The 16,192-nt window shown below is 65.9% G+C and carries 14 protein-coding genes, 1 tRNA gene and 2 pseudogenes; 10 read left to right on the forward strand and 7 right to left on the reverse strand.

Translation table 11 applies throughout. The features are described from left to right. The first annotated feature begins 397 nt into the window (after window positions 1–397). A complete protein-coding gene (locus tag ABZ827_RS29580; RefSeq protein ID WP_357243759.1) occupies window positions 398–1,531 on the forward strand; it encodes a GGDEF domain-containing protein in 1,134 nt (377 codons plus the stop codon). Window positions 1,532–1,691: 160 nt separating this feature from the next. Here the strand turns inward: ABZ827_RS29580 and yidC are convergent. Both yidC and ABZ827_RS29590 read right to left on the reverse strand, forming a co-directional pair. Further along, window positions 1,692–2,603 (reverse strand): annotated as a pseudogene (gene yidC / locus ABZ827_RS29585) (membrane protein insertase YidC); the annotation flags it as partial. Window positions 2,604–2,738: 135 nt separating this feature from the next. Beyond that, complete coding sequence (locus ABZ827_RS29590) at window positions 2,739–3,062, reverse strand: DUF6412 domain-containing protein (RefSeq protein ID WP_357243762.1); 324 nt, start codon at window positions 3,060–3,062, stop codon at window positions 2,739–2,741. A 410-nt stretch (window positions 3,063–3,472) separates the two neighbouring features. Here ABZ827_RS29590 and ABZ827_RS29595 point away from each other — a divergent pair, with 410 nt between their 5' ends. After that, window positions 3,473–4,417: an ElyC/SanA/YdcF family protein gene (locus tag ABZ827_RS29595; protein ID WP_357243764.1), complete on the forward strand. Its 945-nt coding sequence runs from the start codon at window positions 3,473–3,475 to the stop codon at window positions 4,415–4,417. A 176-nt stretch (window positions 4,418–4,593) separates the two neighbouring features. On the opposite strand, the gene ABZ827_RS29600 is transcribed toward ABZ827_RS29595, so the two are convergent. Then, on the reverse strand, window positions 4,594–5,304 hold the full coding sequence (locus tag ABZ827_RS29600; RefSeq protein ID WP_357243767.1) for a haloacid dehalogenase-like hydrolase: 711 nt from the start codon (window positions 5,302–5,304) through the stop codon (window positions 4,594–4,596). Between the two features lie 40 nt (window positions 5,305–5,344). Here ABZ827_RS29600 and ABZ827_RS29605 point away from each other — a divergent pair. The 3 genes and pseudogenes from ABZ827_RS29605 to ABZ827_RS29615 all read left to right on the forward strand — a co-directional run. Then, window positions 5,345–5,533, forward strand: a pseudogene (locus tag ABZ827_RS29605) (helix-turn-helix transcriptional regulator); the annotation flags it as partial. A 108-nt stretch (window positions 5,534–5,641) separates the two neighbouring features. Beyond that, window positions 5,642–6,535, forward strand: a complete 894-nt coding sequence (locus tag ABZ827_RS29610) for a hypothetical protein (RefSeq protein ID WP_357243800.1) — start codon at window positions 5,642–5,644, stop codon at window positions 6,533–6,535. Between the two features lie 188 nt (window positions 6,536–6,723). Then, entirely contained in the window at window positions 6,724–6,987 is a 264-nt protein-coding gene (locus ABZ827_RS29615) for a hypothetical protein (RefSeq protein ID WP_357243770.1), read from the forward strand. A gap of 189 nt (window positions 6,988–7,176) precedes the next feature. Here ABZ827_RS29615 and ABZ827_RS29620 read toward each other — a convergent pair. The 4 genes from ABZ827_RS29620 to ABZ827_RS29635 form a co-directional block, all read right to left on the reverse strand. After that, window positions 7,177–7,251, reverse strand: a tRNA-Val gene (locus tag ABZ827_RS29620). A 32-nt stretch (window positions 7,252–7,283) separates the two neighbouring features. Next, complete coding sequence (locus ABZ827_RS29625) at window positions 7,284–7,748, reverse strand: peroxiredoxin (protein WP_357243773.1); 465 nt, start codon at window positions 7,746–7,748, stop codon at window positions 7,284–7,286. A gap of 63 nt (window positions 7,749–7,811) precedes the next feature. Next, the gene (locus ABZ827_RS29630) at window positions 7,812–8,234 is read right to left on the reverse strand and encodes a DUF3052 domain-containing protein (RefSeq protein WP_357243776.1); all 423 of its coding nucleotides are present in this window, start codon (window positions 8,232–8,234) and stop codon (window positions 7,812–7,814) included. A 131-nt stretch (window positions 8,235–8,365) separates the two neighbouring features. Next, a complete protein-coding gene (locus tag ABZ827_RS29635) occupies window positions 8,366–8,920 on the reverse strand; it encodes a hypothetical protein (protein ID WP_357243779.1) in 555 nt (184 codons plus the stop codon). A gap of 200 nt (window positions 8,921–9,120) precedes the next feature. Here ABZ827_RS29635 and aceE point away from each other — a divergent pair, with 200 nt between their 5' ends. The 5 genes from aceE (at window position 9,121) to ABZ827_RS29660 (ending at window position 16,053) form a co-directional block, all read left to right on the forward strand. Beyond that, window positions 9,121–11,973, forward strand: coding sequence for a pyruvate dehydrogenase (acetyl-transferring), homodimeric type (aceE, locus tag ABZ827_RS29640; protein ID WP_357243782.1), 2,853 nt, complete (start codon window positions 9,121–9,123; stop codon window positions 11,971–11,973). 10 nt (window positions 11,974–11,983) lie between these two features. After that, window positions 11,984–13,318 (forward strand): helix-turn-helix domain-containing protein, encoded by a 1,335-nt coding sequence (locus ABZ827_RS29645; RefSeq protein ID WP_357243785.1) that lies wholly within the window; start codon window positions 11,984–11,986, stop codon window positions 13,316–13,318. Window positions 13,319–13,446: 128 nt separating this feature from the next. After that, on the forward strand, window positions 13,447–14,361 hold the full coding sequence (locus ABZ827_RS29650; RefSeq protein ID WP_357243788.1) for an ACP S-malonyltransferase: 915 nt from the start codon (window positions 13,447–13,449) through the stop codon (window positions 14,359–14,361). Window positions 14,362–14,489: 128 nt separating this feature from the next. After that, window positions 14,490–14,792, forward strand: coding sequence for a meromycolate extension acyl carrier protein AcpM (acpM, locus tag ABZ827_RS29655; RefSeq protein WP_357243791.1), 303 nt, complete (start codon window positions 14,490–14,492; stop codon window positions 14,790–14,792). A gap of 10 nt (window positions 14,793–14,802) precedes the next feature. After that, window positions 14,803–16,053 (forward strand): KasA/KasB family beta-ketoacyl-ACP synthase, encoded by a 1,251-nt coding sequence (locus ABZ827_RS29660; protein WP_357243794.1) that lies wholly within the window; start codon window positions 14,803–14,805, stop codon window positions 16,051–16,053. Window positions 16,054–16,192: the final 139 nt, after the last annotated feature.

Genomic DNA, 16,192 nt, shown 5'->3' on the forward strand with positions numbered 1-16,192 from the left:
GCAATCCCACCGCAATTGTCGTCATCGTGCCCGGGTTGTTCGCAGCACCACGGCGGCCGGCCGGAAGGAATCGTGCCGTGCACACCCGATCGGTCGATCATCGCCAGGGCACGTACGAGGATTACGACCGGGCCCTGAAGCGCCGCACGCCCTCGACCCGTGGTCCGCGGAGCGCCTGGGGGAAGTGAGCGAGAAACTGATCGAAAGGTGACGAATCGGCGGCGCCGGGTTCTGGTGAACTCAGCCTTCGCGCGTGGGGGCGGGCCGGAGCACTTCGAGGTGTTTATCGTGGGGTGGGACACATACTGGCGCGTCGGGTATGAATGCGTCAGGACTGGACTGCTGCGGATGAGCTGCGAGATTTCCTGGAATTCTCGCAACTCGGTACGAGGCGGCGGTGGTCAACGCGGTCGGGACCAAGGGTGAGTCGATGGATGACGGTAAGACGCTGCGAGCTTGGTGGAACGACCCGGTCGACTACCGCTGGCTTCTGCGCACCTTGGCGGCCCGGTCGGCACTGGGTCCGCTGAGAGTGCTGATCGGCTTCGCGGGTGCTGTTATCGCGGTGATGGGCGTCGTGATCGCGGGCACGCCCGTGGGACCGCCCGGCCATCCCGGTATCCCGTCGACCATCGGGGTGGTGTCCGGGACGCTGTGGGCACTGCGCTGGTGGCTGCTGCCCTGGCCGAACAAAACCGAATCGCTGGTGCTGATCGGCTGCGCGGATGTGCTGTTCACCGTGGAGTTCCTCCAGGTGCAGGATCGGCTGTTCGGGGCGATGGGCGCGGTACTGCTCGTGGTCACCGGCAGTTATGTGGGCTTCTTCCACAGCGCCCGGGTACTGGCCGCGCATTCTGTGTGGGCACTGCTGTCGGTGATCGTGTTCTCGGTGCGGATCGCCACCGGCGGCGGCTCCGTTCAGCTGGCCATCGCGGTCGCGTTGCTGCTCGTATCGGCGGTCATCGTGTTACCCGCGCTGCAGCTCCTGTACTGGCTCCTGCGCACCGAATCGCTGTTGGACCCGCTGACCGGACTACTGAACCGCCGCGGCCTGGAGATCCGGCTGCCGCTGCTGGTGGCCGGATATCCCGCGATCTGCGTGATGACCTTCGACCTCGACCGGTTCAAGAGCGTCAACGACACCTGGGGGCACCGCGTCGGCGACGCCGTCCTGGTACGGACCGCCCGGCGACTGCACGACGCCGCGGGGGAGGCGGCCGTGGTGGCGCGCACGGGTGGGGAGGAGTTCGTGGTGGCCGCGCCTATCGCCACCGCCGCGGCGCGCACCGAGGCCGAACGCCTGCGCCGCGCGGTCGCCGAACCACCGGAGACCGCGGTGGAGGTCACAGCGAGCGTCGGTGTCGCGGTCTTCGACGCGACGATCTGTCCACGGTGTCCGCGCCCGGACCCGGACCGGCTGCTGCACTCCGCGGACGCCGCCATGTACCGGGCCAAACAGTCCGGCGGGAATCTGGTGGTGATCGACGAACTCACCCCGCCGCCCGATCACCGGCACCCGGTTCCCGGATAGCGCGATTCTCCGCTTCATACCGTCTGCTCCTGTCGGTGAACGCGTCGACCAGGCTGTAGGGCGCGTTGTCGCCGAAGAGGCACCAGTGCGGATGGTGCGTCGGCCCGATCGGGCCGTGCGTGGCTCTGCCGCGGGTGTCCCGCTATTTCTTCCGGCTCCGTTTCTGCCGGGTCGGCCGGGCTCCGGGCTGGGGCGCGGTGGCAGTCCGGTGTTCGGTGACTGCGCGCTGCTTCGCGGTTTCTTCCCGGCCGATGCGGGCGAATACGAGATGCTGCTGGGCGTAGGTCCACAGGTTGTTGCTCACCCAATAGAGCAGGATCGCGATCATGAGGATCGGTCCGCCGACGAGCACACCGAACGGGAAGACCCACAGGGCCAGCTTGTTCATCAGCGCCGACTGCGGGTTCGCCGCCGCCTCCGGACTCTGCCGCGCGATCGAGGCCCGCGCGTTGAAGTGCGTGGCCAGCGCCGCGATCACCATCAGTGGAATCGCGACCGCGGCGATCACTGCCGTACTCGGAACGCCGCCGTGGTCCGCGAAAGAAGTCAAGGTGCTCTCCGGGCTGGTGATCGCGGCGGAGATGGGTGCACCGAACAGCCGGGCGCTGAGGAACGACTGGACGTCGGTGGCGCTGAACACATAGTTCGGGGTGGTCGCATTTGCCTCGGCGCTCATCCCGAGCTGTCCCAGTCCGGTTCCGGTGCGGTTGAACGACCGCAGAACATGGAACAGGCCGAGGAATACCGGAGCCTGGACCAGCACCGGCAGGCAGCCCATCAGAGGGTTGAAGCCGTTTTCCTTCTGCAGTTTCTGCATTTCGGCGGCCTGCCGCTGCCGGTCACCGGCGTATTTCTTCTGCAGGGCCTTGATCTGCGGTCCCAGTTCCTGCATCTGGCGGGAGGTACGGATCTGGGAGATGGCCGGTTTCAGCAGGAACAGGCGGAGAGTGAAGACGAGGAACACGACCGCCAGGGCCCAGGCGACGCCGTTGTCCGGGCCGAGGATCGCGCCGAACGCCTTGTGCCAGAACCACAGGATCGCGGATACGGGGTAGTAGATGATGTCGAGCATGGTGAGCACCTCTTCGCCGCACACCACGGTGGTACCGCGGCGTGCGAATAGGGTTCACGCCCAGATGCGTCGACTCGGCAGCTGCGGCGTGGGGGGACGGGTCAGCGAAGAAGGCCCGGCGCAGCGCTGATTCGGCTACACCGCGGCCGGAACCCGTCCGGGTGCTCGGGGAAGACGCGGGCGGCCCGGGGTGTCAGGGGCACTCTGCCGGCGGAAAGCGCCGCGCAGGCGCTTCTCCTCACGCGGCGGCCCGGCCGCCGCCGTGATCAGTGAGTGCAGCTGGGAAACCGAATCCCGGCCGGCGATCGCGACAAGTACCGCGACCGCGACCGCGGCGCCCACAACAGTGGCCTGGCCGTCCGTCCCGGCCGTTGTCGCGATCACGAGGGTCAGCACGGCCACCCACGTGAGCTGAACAAGCTTCAGCTTCCGCGCGAGTGCCCACCAGTTCCGTGCCATGCCGCGAGTCTACTGAGCTGCGCTGGAAGTACGACAATTGCCCGCCGCCGATCCGGTCATGACAACCGTGTATGTATGGGCGATCCATGATCATAGGAGTGATCCGTGAGCAACGACACATCGTCGGCGGCGTCGGATCGGGTTGCTGCGCCGAAGCTTTCGGAGATGTTCACTCCCGTGCGGCTGGACTCGCTGGTTGCCGGGGTGATGGTCTCGGAGGGGCGGTCCGCACGCCGGTATCGGGAGTCGGTGATCAAAACCCCGCAGTATGGCAAAAAGCCGTCGACCAGGCGCTTCCGGCGTTGCGCCCCTCCGCGGTGCTTGCTAATGTCCGAATCGGATCGGCCGACTGTCGGCATCGTGTGATCCGCGCATTGCTCCACGCCGGGTATAGGACTGGCAGGGGTGCCGTGAACAATCCATTCGACGCCGGACGGGCCGTGGCGGTCGCGCAGCTGATGGGCACCAAGGTTCGGCTGGCGCTTACCAGTGGTGCGTCGGCATTGGAACGAGAGCTGCGCGGTCGTGTGGACGCACTCGGCGCTTCGGCCGGAACCCTGATCCGTAGCGACGCTCGGAGCGCGATCGAGATCGATCGGGCGGGTCAGGCCTTGATCCGCGACGATCAGGTGGTCGGCGGGCGCGTGCATCCCGCGCATGCCGCGTGGTTCCAGGAACTCCGGGATCGGGGCGTGGATACCGTCCGGTTCCGGGAGGATCTGGACACGGTGATGGATTTCCTCAGAGACGATCCGAAGTGGGCCTTCGACTCTGATCGACGGTACGACGCGGCCCTGGTTTTCGGCAGTCCCGACCTCGGTACCTCGTCGTTCGTCGGGAACTTCATGCACGAACACGCGCTCGACGAGTTACCGGTGGTCTTCTCGGGCTGGAAGGGCGAAGCGGCCAAGTTCCGGACGGCCGCCGAACGGCGGGGCCTCAATCCGTATCAGGCCGTCGAAGAGCCGAGGGCGCAGAACACGCGGGAAAATGTGACGAGATCAGTGGAGGAGCTGGACAAGCGGGGTAACCCGGCTCGATCCGTGCTGGCCTTCTGCACACCACAGCACGCACGCCGGGTATGGGCGACGATCAAGAAACAGCACCCCGACGTAGAGGACATCTCCATCGTCACGGCGAATATCTCCGCCGGGCCCTACACCGAGCACGGATTGCGTTCCCCGGACAAACCCGTTCCCAGCCCCGGTGAAATCACCAGGCAGATATTGCTCGAGGTACGCGGACTGCGGGACAGCCCGGCCTCGGGTCATATCGTCGAGCAGGAGATCCCCGACAATGTGCTCGAAGCGTTCGACCGGATGAGCCGGATAATCCCGCTCGACACACCCAGATAGGAAGGCCGGTCCCGCCCCCCAGGGCCGGCGCCAGTTTCACCCACCCGAAAACCAATGTGAAACAGTCGACGCGGACATACTGCCGTCGTACGACAACATCCGTACACGGTAGGAGCTTCTCAGCCCGCAGGTGACCGAATTCCTCAGGGATCTCTGCCCGCTTGTGAACCCGAGAATCAGGGTCCCACCAGTGACAGAACCGCCCGTTCCAATAACTCGTGATCGGTCAGTGCGGGCAGGATGAAGTCCGCGCCGGTCAATTCGTTCGGCGGGGTACCGCCGGCCGCTACCGCGACGATATGAGCACCGCCTTCTGCTGCCGTCGAGATATCACCTGGACTGTCGCCGATCAGAACGGTATTCGTATCGTCGAACGATGTCGCGTACTGCCGCGATGCGCGTGATCGGGCAATCGATACCAGTGTCGGCCGGTGGCTGTCGTCGTCGCCGTACGCTCCGACCGAGAGATCGAGATATTCTTCGAGCCCGAAGGTTTCGAGCTTGATCTTTGCGACGTCCCTGGGATTGCCGGTGAGCACGGACTGGTACAGACGCGAGTTGCTCGCGAGGTGGGCCAACGCATCAGCGGCTCCGGGCAGTCGGCGTCCAGTTCGCTCGAGATCGTGCCGGCGCACGGCATATGCCGTGGTGAGAGCCGAAGCGAATGTCTCGAATGGTGGCGGATTGCTCAAACCGTGCAATGCGGAAGCTGCTCGATAGATATCGGGTTCGGTGCGGCCGGTGACAGTCGGCATTCCGCGGAGTGCAACGCCGGTCACCTGCTCGAAGGCCGCAGCGAAAGCAGCTCGGCCGACGCCGCGAGTCTCGATGAGTGTGTGGTCGATATCCCACAACACGAGAACGTCTGTGGGCTTCGTCAATCCCATGCGGCCGATACCTCCCGGTCCTACTGTGAAGGCCATGGCCATGTCGGCGCGACCGAATGACGATATCGGAACACTTATCCGGATCCATCGTGAACGGGCCGGGCGTACACAAGTTGTTGTTGCCGGCTTGTCAGGAATCAGCGCCGACTACCTCGGTCAAATCGAACGCGGCCGGAAGATTCCGAGTGCGGGTGTGCTCCGAAAGTTGGCTCGGACTCTCGGCGTGCCGATCGGGCAGCTGCTCGGTGAACTGCCCGCGGCGGCGCCTGTCTCGGGTGTAGCCGATGCAGATCAATTGGCGTCGGCGCTCGTGGCATGGAGCGGTTCGCCTGTATCAGTGAGCGAACTGACCGGTCGAATCGGCAGTGCGTGGGATATCTGGCTGAGGAACGGCGAGCGCTACAGCAATCTGTTGCCGTTGCTCCCTGAACTCGTCAAGGACACCGAAGCAACACGTCGCGGGCTCCGGCACAACCAGCAGCATCGCGAAGTCTCCCGGCTCGCGAGCGATCTGTATGCGTTGCTGCGGACCGTTACTCGCCGGATAGGCCGGCACGACCTGTCGTTTCTGGTTGCCGACCGTGCACTCCATGCGGCCGAAGCTGCCGATGACCCGATCCGACTGGCAGTCGCACGCTGGAACATCGGGCACACTTTGTTACTCGCCGATGAGTACGACGCGGCTATCGAAATGGCCGAACTCGCCACCGCTGCCCTTCCCACTGGTACGAGCGCTGAACCGGAGACAGTCTCGTTGGCGGGTGCGCTTCAGTTGGTGGCGGCGGTCGCCGAAGCGCGTGCCGGACGGACATGGGCTGCCCGCGAGCGGCTGAACAATCTCCATCGCCACGCCGAACTGGCGAGAGACGCCGGCAACGTCGGGAACACGATGTTCGGGCCGCTCAATATCGGGCTGCACGGGTTGTCGATCGAGCTGGAGGCCGGCGACGCGACCGAAGCGCTCCGGCTGGCGGATCGGATCGACGCCGCCGGATGTCAGTCGGTGGAGCGGCGTTTCACCTTTGTTCTCGACCTTGCTCGCGCATACGCGCTTCGCCGTGAAGAAACGGGAACGCTCCTGCATCTCCTCGAGGCCGAACGAATCGCCCCCGAGGACCTCGCCCGTGATCGGCATTCGCACGGTTTGGTGCGCAACCTTCTCCGAAGTTCACGACGAAGCCATCGAAGTCAGGCAGCCGCGCTGGCAACTCGCTTACACATCGAAGTCTGACCACTCTGGCGGACAACCCGGTCTACTGGACCGGGTTGTCCGCGCGCTGCGGCCATAGCGTCGTTCCGGCCCCGCCGCCGGGTTCGAACATCCATCGGCATCAGTTCCCCGGCGGCGGGTGCACGCCATGTACACCAACGGCAGGGGACACGATGCGGCCGATTGCATTCGGATGGATCGATTACGACATGCGCGCTGCGCCCGACTGGGACCGAGCACAACTGTCGAGGTTCGCTCGGCGTCTCGGCTACAGCATTGTGTGGCCGGACGAGCACTCTGTGCTGCCCGTGGCCGTGCAGGCGCGCAACGCCGGAGCCGATGTCGTTGTCCTGCCTGCGCCTGATCATCTCGACCCACTGGAGCTGAACCGCGTCATGGATGTTGCCGACGTGGAAACGGTGCTGCCCCGGTTGTCCTTCGCCCGATGGTCGATGGCGGGGACAGGGCGATGATCGCGCTCGGTTGGACTGTCGTAGTCGGTGTACCAGCGGCGGTGTTGCTCTGGGCAGTGTGCTGGCCGAAACGCTGACCTGCGGTCGGCGGGTGATCCGCGATGCTGACGACCTGCCCCACGAAAGCCCCACGAAGTCTCCGTGGGCAAGATTCCGGTCGTTGGGCAGGGCAACCACCTGGGGTCTACTTGGTGGGCGCAGACGGGTTCGAACCGCCGACCGCTGGTGTGTAAAACCAGAGCTCTACCACTGAGCTATACGCCCGTAACCCCCGGAGCGTTGTCCGGGGGCACGGTCTATGAATCTAGCGCGGCGAGCGCTTTCTCCCAAGCCGCCTGGTCACGGGGCTCTCCGGGGCCGTTCTCCTCCGAGAAACGGATGATGCCCTCGCGGTCGATGACGAACGTGCCGCGGTTCGCGAAGCCCGTCGTATCGTTGAAGACGCCGTAGTCCTGGGCGACCTTGCCGTGCGGCCAGAAATCCGACAGCAGCGGGAAGGTATACCCCTGTTCCGCGGCCCAGATCTTATGGGTCGGCGGGGGGCCCACCGAGATCGCGATGATCTCGGCGTTGTCGTTCTGGAAGCGGGGCAGTTCGTCCCGGACCTTGCACAGCTCGCCCTGGCAGATGCCGGTGAAGGCGAGCGGGTAGAAGACGACCAGGACGTTCTTCTTGCCGCGATAGTCCGACAGCGAGACTTCCTGATTGTTCTGGTCCTTGAGGGTGAACTCCGGCGCCTGGGTGCCTACCTCGAGGGGCATGCGTATCCTCCGAATCTCCTGCCGCGCATCCGGCTCCCGGGGCGCGGCGCAGCTGTGGGCAGCTCAGCGCTGTTTGGTGGGAGCCTTGGGCTGCACCAGCCGGCTGGCCGACCATTCACCGAGTTTGATCGCCGAGGTCTGGGTGAGCCCGGCCGTCGGTGCGGATTCGGCGATCTCACTGGGATCGACGTGTCCGTCGTTACCGGTCTTGGGGGTCAGCACCCAGATGAAGCCGTCGTCGGCGAGTGGGCCGATCGCCTCCATCAACTCGTCGACCAGGTCACCGTCGCCGTCCCGCCACCACAGCAGGACCACATCGATGACCTCGTCGGAGTCCTCGTCCAGCAGTTCGCTGCCGGAGGTCTCCTCGACGTCGGCCCGGAGGTCGTCGTTGGTGTCCTCGTCCCAGCCCAGCTCCTGGACAACCATGCCGTGGGTGATGCCAAGCTTCTGAGCGAAATTATGATCGTCCGCCGCGGCGACCACGGTGGCGTCCTCCTCAACTCCCGACTACAAGATATCTGCAAGCGAACATGGTTATCGGCCCTAACGCAAGCCGATGGGGTAGATCGAATTTCTGGTGTCGCGACAAACCGCTGGTGACGGGCGATAAGGGGTCAGCCGGGGCAGGTATCGCGCACGACGTTGCGCGCGTCGTTCACGCGGCGGCTCGCGTCGTTGAGAGGTCCCACGGGGGAGGTGTAGGTCATCGCGCGGGTGGCCTGGGAGAGGTCGCGGGCGGCTTTGACGTATTCGAGGAGTTTCGCCTTCAAATCCTCGGGAAGGTTCGTGCCGGCGGCGTTCACACCGCCCTCCACCTGGTTCGCGGCATCGTCCAGCGCGGTCACCGCGGCGTCCCGTTTGGCGTCGTAGTCGGGGGCGTTGCTGTCGTGCGCGTCGACGAATTCGTTGTACTTGCTGACGCCGACGGCGGTGGTGCCGGCGAACGGATTGCAGTTGTCGGTGACTGCCTGGTCCCGGGCGGCGGCGATCTGGGAAGAGGTTGCCGCCGCGGACGAGGAGGACGCGGCATTCCGGTAGGCGCTCGCCTCGGCGGCGTTCGGTGTCGCCACCCCTTGGATCTGAGTCGCGCAACCCGCCACGGTCGCGCCGGTGAGCAGTGCCGCCGCCGCGCACATCAGCCCGAATCGGCGCGGGTCCAGCCCTTGCATCGTCCTCCCGGCTCCTCGAAATTCGCTTCGAACCTGCCTGTCGAACGGTACTGGATCGGCGGCTGACATGATGATGTGGGACGCGCCACGCAAGGACGCGGGCGCGCCCGGAATAGTCGTCACGGGTGACCTGCACACCAGCGGGCCACTCGGGGTCACCGCAGCCATCAGCTCGACCACCCCCTGTACGAGGAGCAGTTTTGACCGATCTGATCCACTCTGGCGTCCCGGCGGAATCCGCTGAGCCGGGTTCCGCTCCCACCTCTCGCGACGCCAACGGCGTACCGCCCGGTGGCCGAGTCCGCGTGATTCGTGAAGGAGTGGCCTCTTACCTACCGGATATAGATCCGGAGGAGACCAGCGAATGGCTCGAATCCTTCGATGAGATGCTCGAGCGCGAGGGTCCCGGCCGCGCCCGCTACCTGATGCTGCGGATGCTCGAACGCGCCGGTGAGCGCCGGGTGTCGATTCCTGCGCTGACCTCCACCGATTACGTCAACACCATTCCGACCGAGAACGAGCCCTGGTTCCCCGGCGATGAGGAGACCGAGCGGCGCTTCCGGGCCTGGATCCGCTGGAACGCGGCCATCATGGTGCACCGGGCGCAGCGCCCGGGTATCGGCGTCGGCGGCCATATCTCGACCTACGCGTCCTCGGCGGCGCTGTACGAAGTCGGGTTCAACCATTTCTTCCGCGGTAAGGACCATTCCGGCGGCGGCGATTCGATCTTCATCCAGGGTCACGCCTCACCCGGTATCTACGCTCGCGCCTTCCTCGAGGGCCGGCTGAGCACTGATCAGCTCGACGGTTTCCGCCAGGAGTACAGCCACGGCGGCCTCGGCAAGGGGCTGCCGTCGTATCCGCATCCGCGGCTGCTGAGCGATTTCTGGGAATTCCCGACGGTGTCGATGGGCCTGGGCCCGATGAATGCCATCTACCAGGCGCGGTTCAACCACTACCTGCACGATCGCGGGATCAAGGACACCTCCGACCAGCATGTGTGGGCGTTCCTGGGCGACGGGGAGATGGACGAACCCGAATCGCGTGGTCTGGCGCATGTGGCGGCCATGGAGGGTCTGGACAATCTGACCTTCGTGGTGAACTGCAACCTGCAGCGCCTGGACGGTCCGGTGCGCGGTAACGGCAAGATCATCCAGGAGCTGGAGTCGTTCTTCCGCGGTGCCGGCTGGAATGTCATCAAGGTGATCTGGGGTCGCGAGTGGGACGCGCTGCTGGGCGCCGACCGCGACGGCGCGCTGGTGAACCTGATGAACACCACACCCGACGGCGACTACCAGACCTACAAGGCCAACGACGGCGCCTATGTCCGCGACCATTTCTTCGGCCGCGACCCGCGCACGAAGGCTCTGGTCCAGGACCTGTCGGATCAGGAGATCTGGAACCTGAAGCGCGGCGGTCACGACTACCGCAAGGTGTACGCGGCCTACGCGGCGGCGCTGGCGCACAAGGGTCAGCCGACGGTGATCCTGGCCAAGACCATCAAGGGCTACACCCTCGGTAAGCATTTCGAAGGCCGCAATGCCACGCACCAGATGAAGAAGCTGACCCTGCAGGACCTCAAGGACTTCCGTGACCTGCAGCGGATCCCGATCAGCGATGCCGAACTGGAGAAGGATCCGTATCTGCCCCCGTACTACCACCCGGGCGCGGAGACCAAGGAGATCCAGTACATGCTGGATCGCCGCAAGGTGCTCGGCGGTTATCTGCCGGAGCGGCGGACCACCGTGGCACCGCTGAAGCTGCCCGGCGACGACGTGTACAAATCGGTGCGCAAGGGGTCCGGGAAGCAGAACGTGGCCACCACGATGGCCCTGGTGCGGCTCATGAAGGAGCTGCTGCGCGACAAGGAGATCGGCAAGCGGATCGTGCCGATCATTCCGGACGAGGCCCGCACCTTCGGCATGGACTCCTGGTTCCCGTCGCTGAAGATCTACAACCGCAACGGCCAGCTCTACACCTCGGTCGACGCGGAACTGATGCTCGCCTACAAGGAGAGCACGGTCGGGCAGATCCTGCACGAGGGCATCAACGAGGCCGGATCCACCGCATCGTTCACGGCGGTCGGTACGTCCTACGCCACGCACGGCGAGCCGATGATCCCGCTCTACATCTTCTATTCGATGTTCGGTTTCCAGCGGACCGGTGACGGTCTGTGGGCCGCGGCGGATCAGCTGGCCCGCGGGTTCGTGCTCGGCGCGACGGCCGGGCGCACCACGCTCACCGGTGAAGGCCTGCAGCACAACGACGGGCATTCGCTGCTGCTGGCGTCCACCAACCCGGCGGTGGTGGCGTACGATCCGGCGTTCTCGTTCGAGATCGCCCATATCGTGCGCGACGGCCTGCGCCGCATGTACGGCGGAACACCGGGTGTGGAGGGTTTCGGCGGGGAGAACATCTTCTACTACCTCACCCTGTACAACGAGCCCTACCAGCAGCCCGCCGAGCCCGAGGGGCTGGACGTGGACGGTCTGCTCAAGGGTCTCTACCTGTACCGCAAGGGCGGTGCGGGGGAGGTGCGCGCGCAGATCATGGTCTCCGGGGTCACCGTGCCCGACGGGTTGCGCGCCCAGCATCTGCTGGCCGAGCACTGGGGTGTCGCCGCCGATGTGTGGTCGGCGACGTCGTACAGCGAGCTGCGCCGGGAGGCGCTGGAACTGGAAACCGAGGCCCTGCACCATCCGGGCGAGGATCCGGGGCAGCCCTATGTCGCCCGTGCCCTGGCCGGCGCCGAGGGTCCGTTCGTCGCCGCCTCGGATTGGATGCGCGCGGTACCGGATCAGATCCGCAAATGGGTGCCGGGCGATTTCACGACGCTGGGCACCGACGGGTTCGGGTTCTCCGATACCCGGCCGGCCGCACGCCGGGTCTTCAACGTGGACGCCGAATCCATCGTCGTCGCGGCACTGGCCGGGCTGGGCCGGATGGGCAAGATCGATCCGGCGAAGGCCGCCGAGGCGGCAGCTCGGTACCGGATCGACGATGTATCCGCCGCCGAGAAGTTCACCGCCGGTGGGGCAGGAGATTCGGAGTGACGACAACTCGATGATCGAACGCAGACCGCCGCGTCCCCGCCGGGTCTCCGAAGGCTCCTCCGAGCACGAGGTGTATCTGCCCACCGGCGCACTGTCGCCGAACCGGCAGACCCGCGACCCCTTACCGGACACACTGCTCAAACGGGTCAAGCAGTTCTCCGGCCGGTTGTCCACGGAAGCCGTGGGGTCGATGCAGGACCGGCTGCCGTTCTTCGCCGACCTGGATGCCGCGCAGCGCGCCGGAGTCCAGATGCTGGTGCAGACCGCGGTGGTCAACTTCCTGGAATGGCTCCAGGACCCGGACAGCGATATCCGGTTCAGCCTGGACGCCTTCCAGGTGATCCCACAGGATCTGGCGCGGCGGCTGACGTTGCGCCAGACCGTGGACATGGTGCGGGTCGCCATGGAGTTCTTCGAACAGTGGCTGCCCGCACTGGCCCGCAACGACCGTCAGCTGGTCGCGCTCACCGAGGCGGTGCTGCGATACGGGCGTGAGCTCGGATTCGCGGCCGCCTCGGTGTACGCCAGCGCGGCCGAATCCCGGGGCGCCTGGGATACCCGGCTGGAAGCGCTGGTGGTGGACGCGGTGGTGCGCGGGGACACCGGGCCCGACATGCTCTCCCGTGCGGCGACCCTCAACTGGGATGCCACCGCCCCGGCCACCGTGCTGGTGGGTACACCGCCGCTGGATCAGGGCGTTTCGGTGGTCGGTGCCGTGCACACCGTCGCGGCGCGGCACGGACGGGCCGCGCTCGCGGTGGTGCAGGGTTCGCGGCTCGTGATGGTGGTGAGCGGGCATCTGGGCGACGCGCCGCATAATTCGTCGTTCATGGCGGATCTGCTCACCGAGGTCTTCTCCGACGGCCCCGTGGTGATCGGGCCGACCACCCGGACCCTGGGTGCCGCGCACAACAGTGCGCTCGAGGCCCTGGCGGGTATGGAGGCCGTTATCGGCTGGCGGGACGCGCCGCGGCCGGTGCACGCGATGGAACTGTTGCCCGAACGTGCCCTGCTCGGCGACCGAGCTGCGGTGGACGCGCTTGTCGAGTACCTTGTCCTTCCGTTGGCTTCGGCCGGTTCCGCCCTGGCGGACACCCTGGATGCCTATTTGGAATGCGGCGGTGCGGTCGAGATGTGCGCTCGGCAACTGTACGTTCATCCAAATACTGTCCGGTATCGCCTGAAGCGTATCGGTGAGGTGACCGGCCGGGATCCGTTGAATGCGCGGGACGCCTACGTGCTACGAATCGCCGCCACAGTAGGTCGGCTGACACGAACCCGTAACGAATCGTCAACATCTGTACCAGAGGAAACTTTTGTCCCGATGGACAAAGATGGGCCGTAACGCATGTGAGGTTTCGGTCGATGCGGACACCCCACGCGGGCTTTTGTGGGGACCATACAAAAGCCGTCCGCAAGCTTCATTCGCGTCGACATCTCGCAAGTAGGCCCTCACAGTGTTTTCTTAGGTACGTGATCGCGTTGTTCGCCCCTGGACAGGGCTCTCAGACACCCGGCATGCTCGCGCCTTGGCTCGACCTGCCCGGCGCTCGTGACCGCCTCGCACTGTGGTCGAAGGAATCGGGTCTGGATCTGATCCGGCTCGGCACCGAAGCGACCGCCGAAGAGATCACCGATACCGCCGTCACCCAGCCGTTGGTGGTAGCCGCCGCGCTGCTCGCCTTCGCCGAGATCGGCGAGAACCGGATACCGGCCGACACCATCGTGGCCGGGCACTCGGTAGGTGAACTCGCCGCCGCCGCGGTCGCCGGAGTGCTCTCCGCCGACCAAGCGGTTACGCTGGCGGCTATCCGCGGTGCCGAAATGGCTAAGGCGTGCGCGCTGGAGCCGACCGGTATGTCCGCGGTGCTCGGCGGCGACGAGGCCGCCGTGCTGGCCCGGCTCGAGGAACTGGAGCTGGTTCCCGCCAACCGCAATGCCACCGGCCAGATCGTCGCGGCCGGAAGTCTCGATGCTCTCGCCGAACTGGCGGCGAATCCGCCGGAGAAGGCGCGGGTGCGTGCGCTTCCGGTGGCGGGTGCGTTCCACACCGAGTACATGGCGCCGGCCCAACAGGCGGTCGCGGCGGCGATCGCCGAGATCACCCCGCACGAGCCCACGCGCACGCTGCTGTCGAACGCCGACGGCAAGCCGGTCGAATCCGGTGCGGACGCGGTGGCTAAGCTCGCCGCGCAGGTCACCCGGCCCGTCCGGTGGGATTTGTGCACCGGAACCGTCCGGCAGGCCGGCGTTTCGGCGGTGGCGGAGTTGCCACCGGCGGGAACGCTCGTCGGCATCGCCAAACGGGAGCTCAAGGGCACCCCGAACCTGGCGTTGAAGACACCCGAGGACATCCCCGCGCTGGCCGAATCGACGAGCACCGGCTAACTTGCCTGCGGCCGTGTTTTCCGGACCCCCGGAAAGTCACGGCACCGGGACGGCGTAACCGATCGCCGGCCCGGCCCGAAGAAACCTGTAGAGCCCTACACGGAGAAAAACAAGAAGGGAGCCACGAAGTGGCCGCTCTGACCCAGGAACAAATCGTCGAGGAACTCGGCAAGATCATCGAAGAGGTGACCGGTATCGAGCCCTCCGAGGTGACCATCGAGAAGTCCTTCGTCGATGACCTGGACATCGACTCGCTGTCCATGGTCGAGATCGCGGTGCAGACCGAGGACAAGTACGGCGTGAAGATCCCCGACGAGGATCTGGCCAGCCTGAAGACGGTCGGCGACGCTGTCGGCTACATCCAGAAGCTCGAGGCGGAGAACTCCGAGACCGCCGCCGAGCTCAAGGCCAAATTCGACAGCGCCGAGTAGGGCCGACACCGTGACCACTCCTTCCACCTTGAACGGGAACTTCCCGAACGTCGTCGTCACCAGCTTGGCGGCGTCCACGTCCATCGCGGGTGACGTCGATGCGACGTGGAAGGGTCTCCTCAACGGCGAGAGCGGTATCGACGTTCTCGAGGATTCCTTCATCGAGGAATACGACCTTCCCGTCCGCATCGGCGGCCACCTCAAGGTCCGTCCCGAAAGCTTGCTGAGCCGGGTCGAGATCCGCCGGATGGCCTACGTCGAACAACTCGCGACCGTGCTCGGTCGTGAGGTGTGGCGCAATGCGGGCAGCCCGGAGGTCGATCCGGACCGGCTGGGTGTGGCCATCGGCACTGGACTAGGTGGCGGTGACGCGCTCATCGATTCGGTCGACAAGCTGAAGAACGGCGGCTATCGCAAGATCTCGCCGCTCGCCGTTCAGATGGTCATGCCGAACGGGCCGTCCGCCGTCGTCGGTCTCGAGCTGAAGGCCCGGGCAGGAGTGGTCACTCCGGTCTCGGCATGCTCGTCCGGTTCGGAGGGCATCGCCAACGCATGGCGGATGATCGTCATGGGTGACGCCGATATGGTCGTCACCGGTGGTGTCGAAGGTTTCATCGACGCCGTGCCGATCGCCGCGTTCACCATGATGCGCGCGATGAGCACCCGCAACGACGATCCCAAGGCCGCTTCTCGTCCGTTCGACAAGGACCGGGACGGTTTCGTCTTCGGTGAGGCCGGCGCGCTCATGGTCATCGAGACCGAGGAGCACGCCAAGGCACGCGGGGCCACCATCCACGCCCGCCTGCTCGGTGCCGGAATCACCTCCGACGGTTTCCATCTGGTCGCCCCGGACCCGGAGGGCACGGGCGCCGCCCGCGCCATGACCCGGGCCCTGGAGACCGCGGGTCTGTCCAAACAGGACATCACCCATATCAACGCGCACGCCACCGCCACCCCGATCGGCGATACCGCCGAGGCGAAGGCGATCAACAAGGCCGTCGGCAACCACGCCTCGGTGTACGCGCCCAAATCGGCGCTCGGGCATTCGATCGGCGCCGTCGGCGCGCTGGAATCGGTGCTCACCGTGATGGCCATCCGGGACGGTATCGTGCCGCCCACCCTGAACCTGGAGAACCAGGATCCCGAGATCGACCTCGATGTGGTGCACGGCGAAGCCCGGCGCCAGGAAATCGAGTACGCGATCAACAATTCGTTCGGTTTCGGTGGGCACAATGTGGCGCTCGCCTTCGGTCGGGCCTAACAGCCGACAGACCTGACCGAATAATTCGACGACCCAGTGCGGGGGGGCGCGGCGCGAACCGGGGCCCCCCCGCCGGGGTTGGGCAACCCGGGGCCCGGGCGACGGCCACCCAAAGAGGGGGGGGAAAGCGGATTGAAAC

The sequence above is a fragment of the Nocardia sp. NPDC019395 genome (genome assembly GCF_040632335.1).
In the GTDB taxonomy this organism is placed as follows: Bacteria; Actinomycetota; Actinomycetes; order Mycobacteriales; family Mycobacteriaceae; genus Nocardia.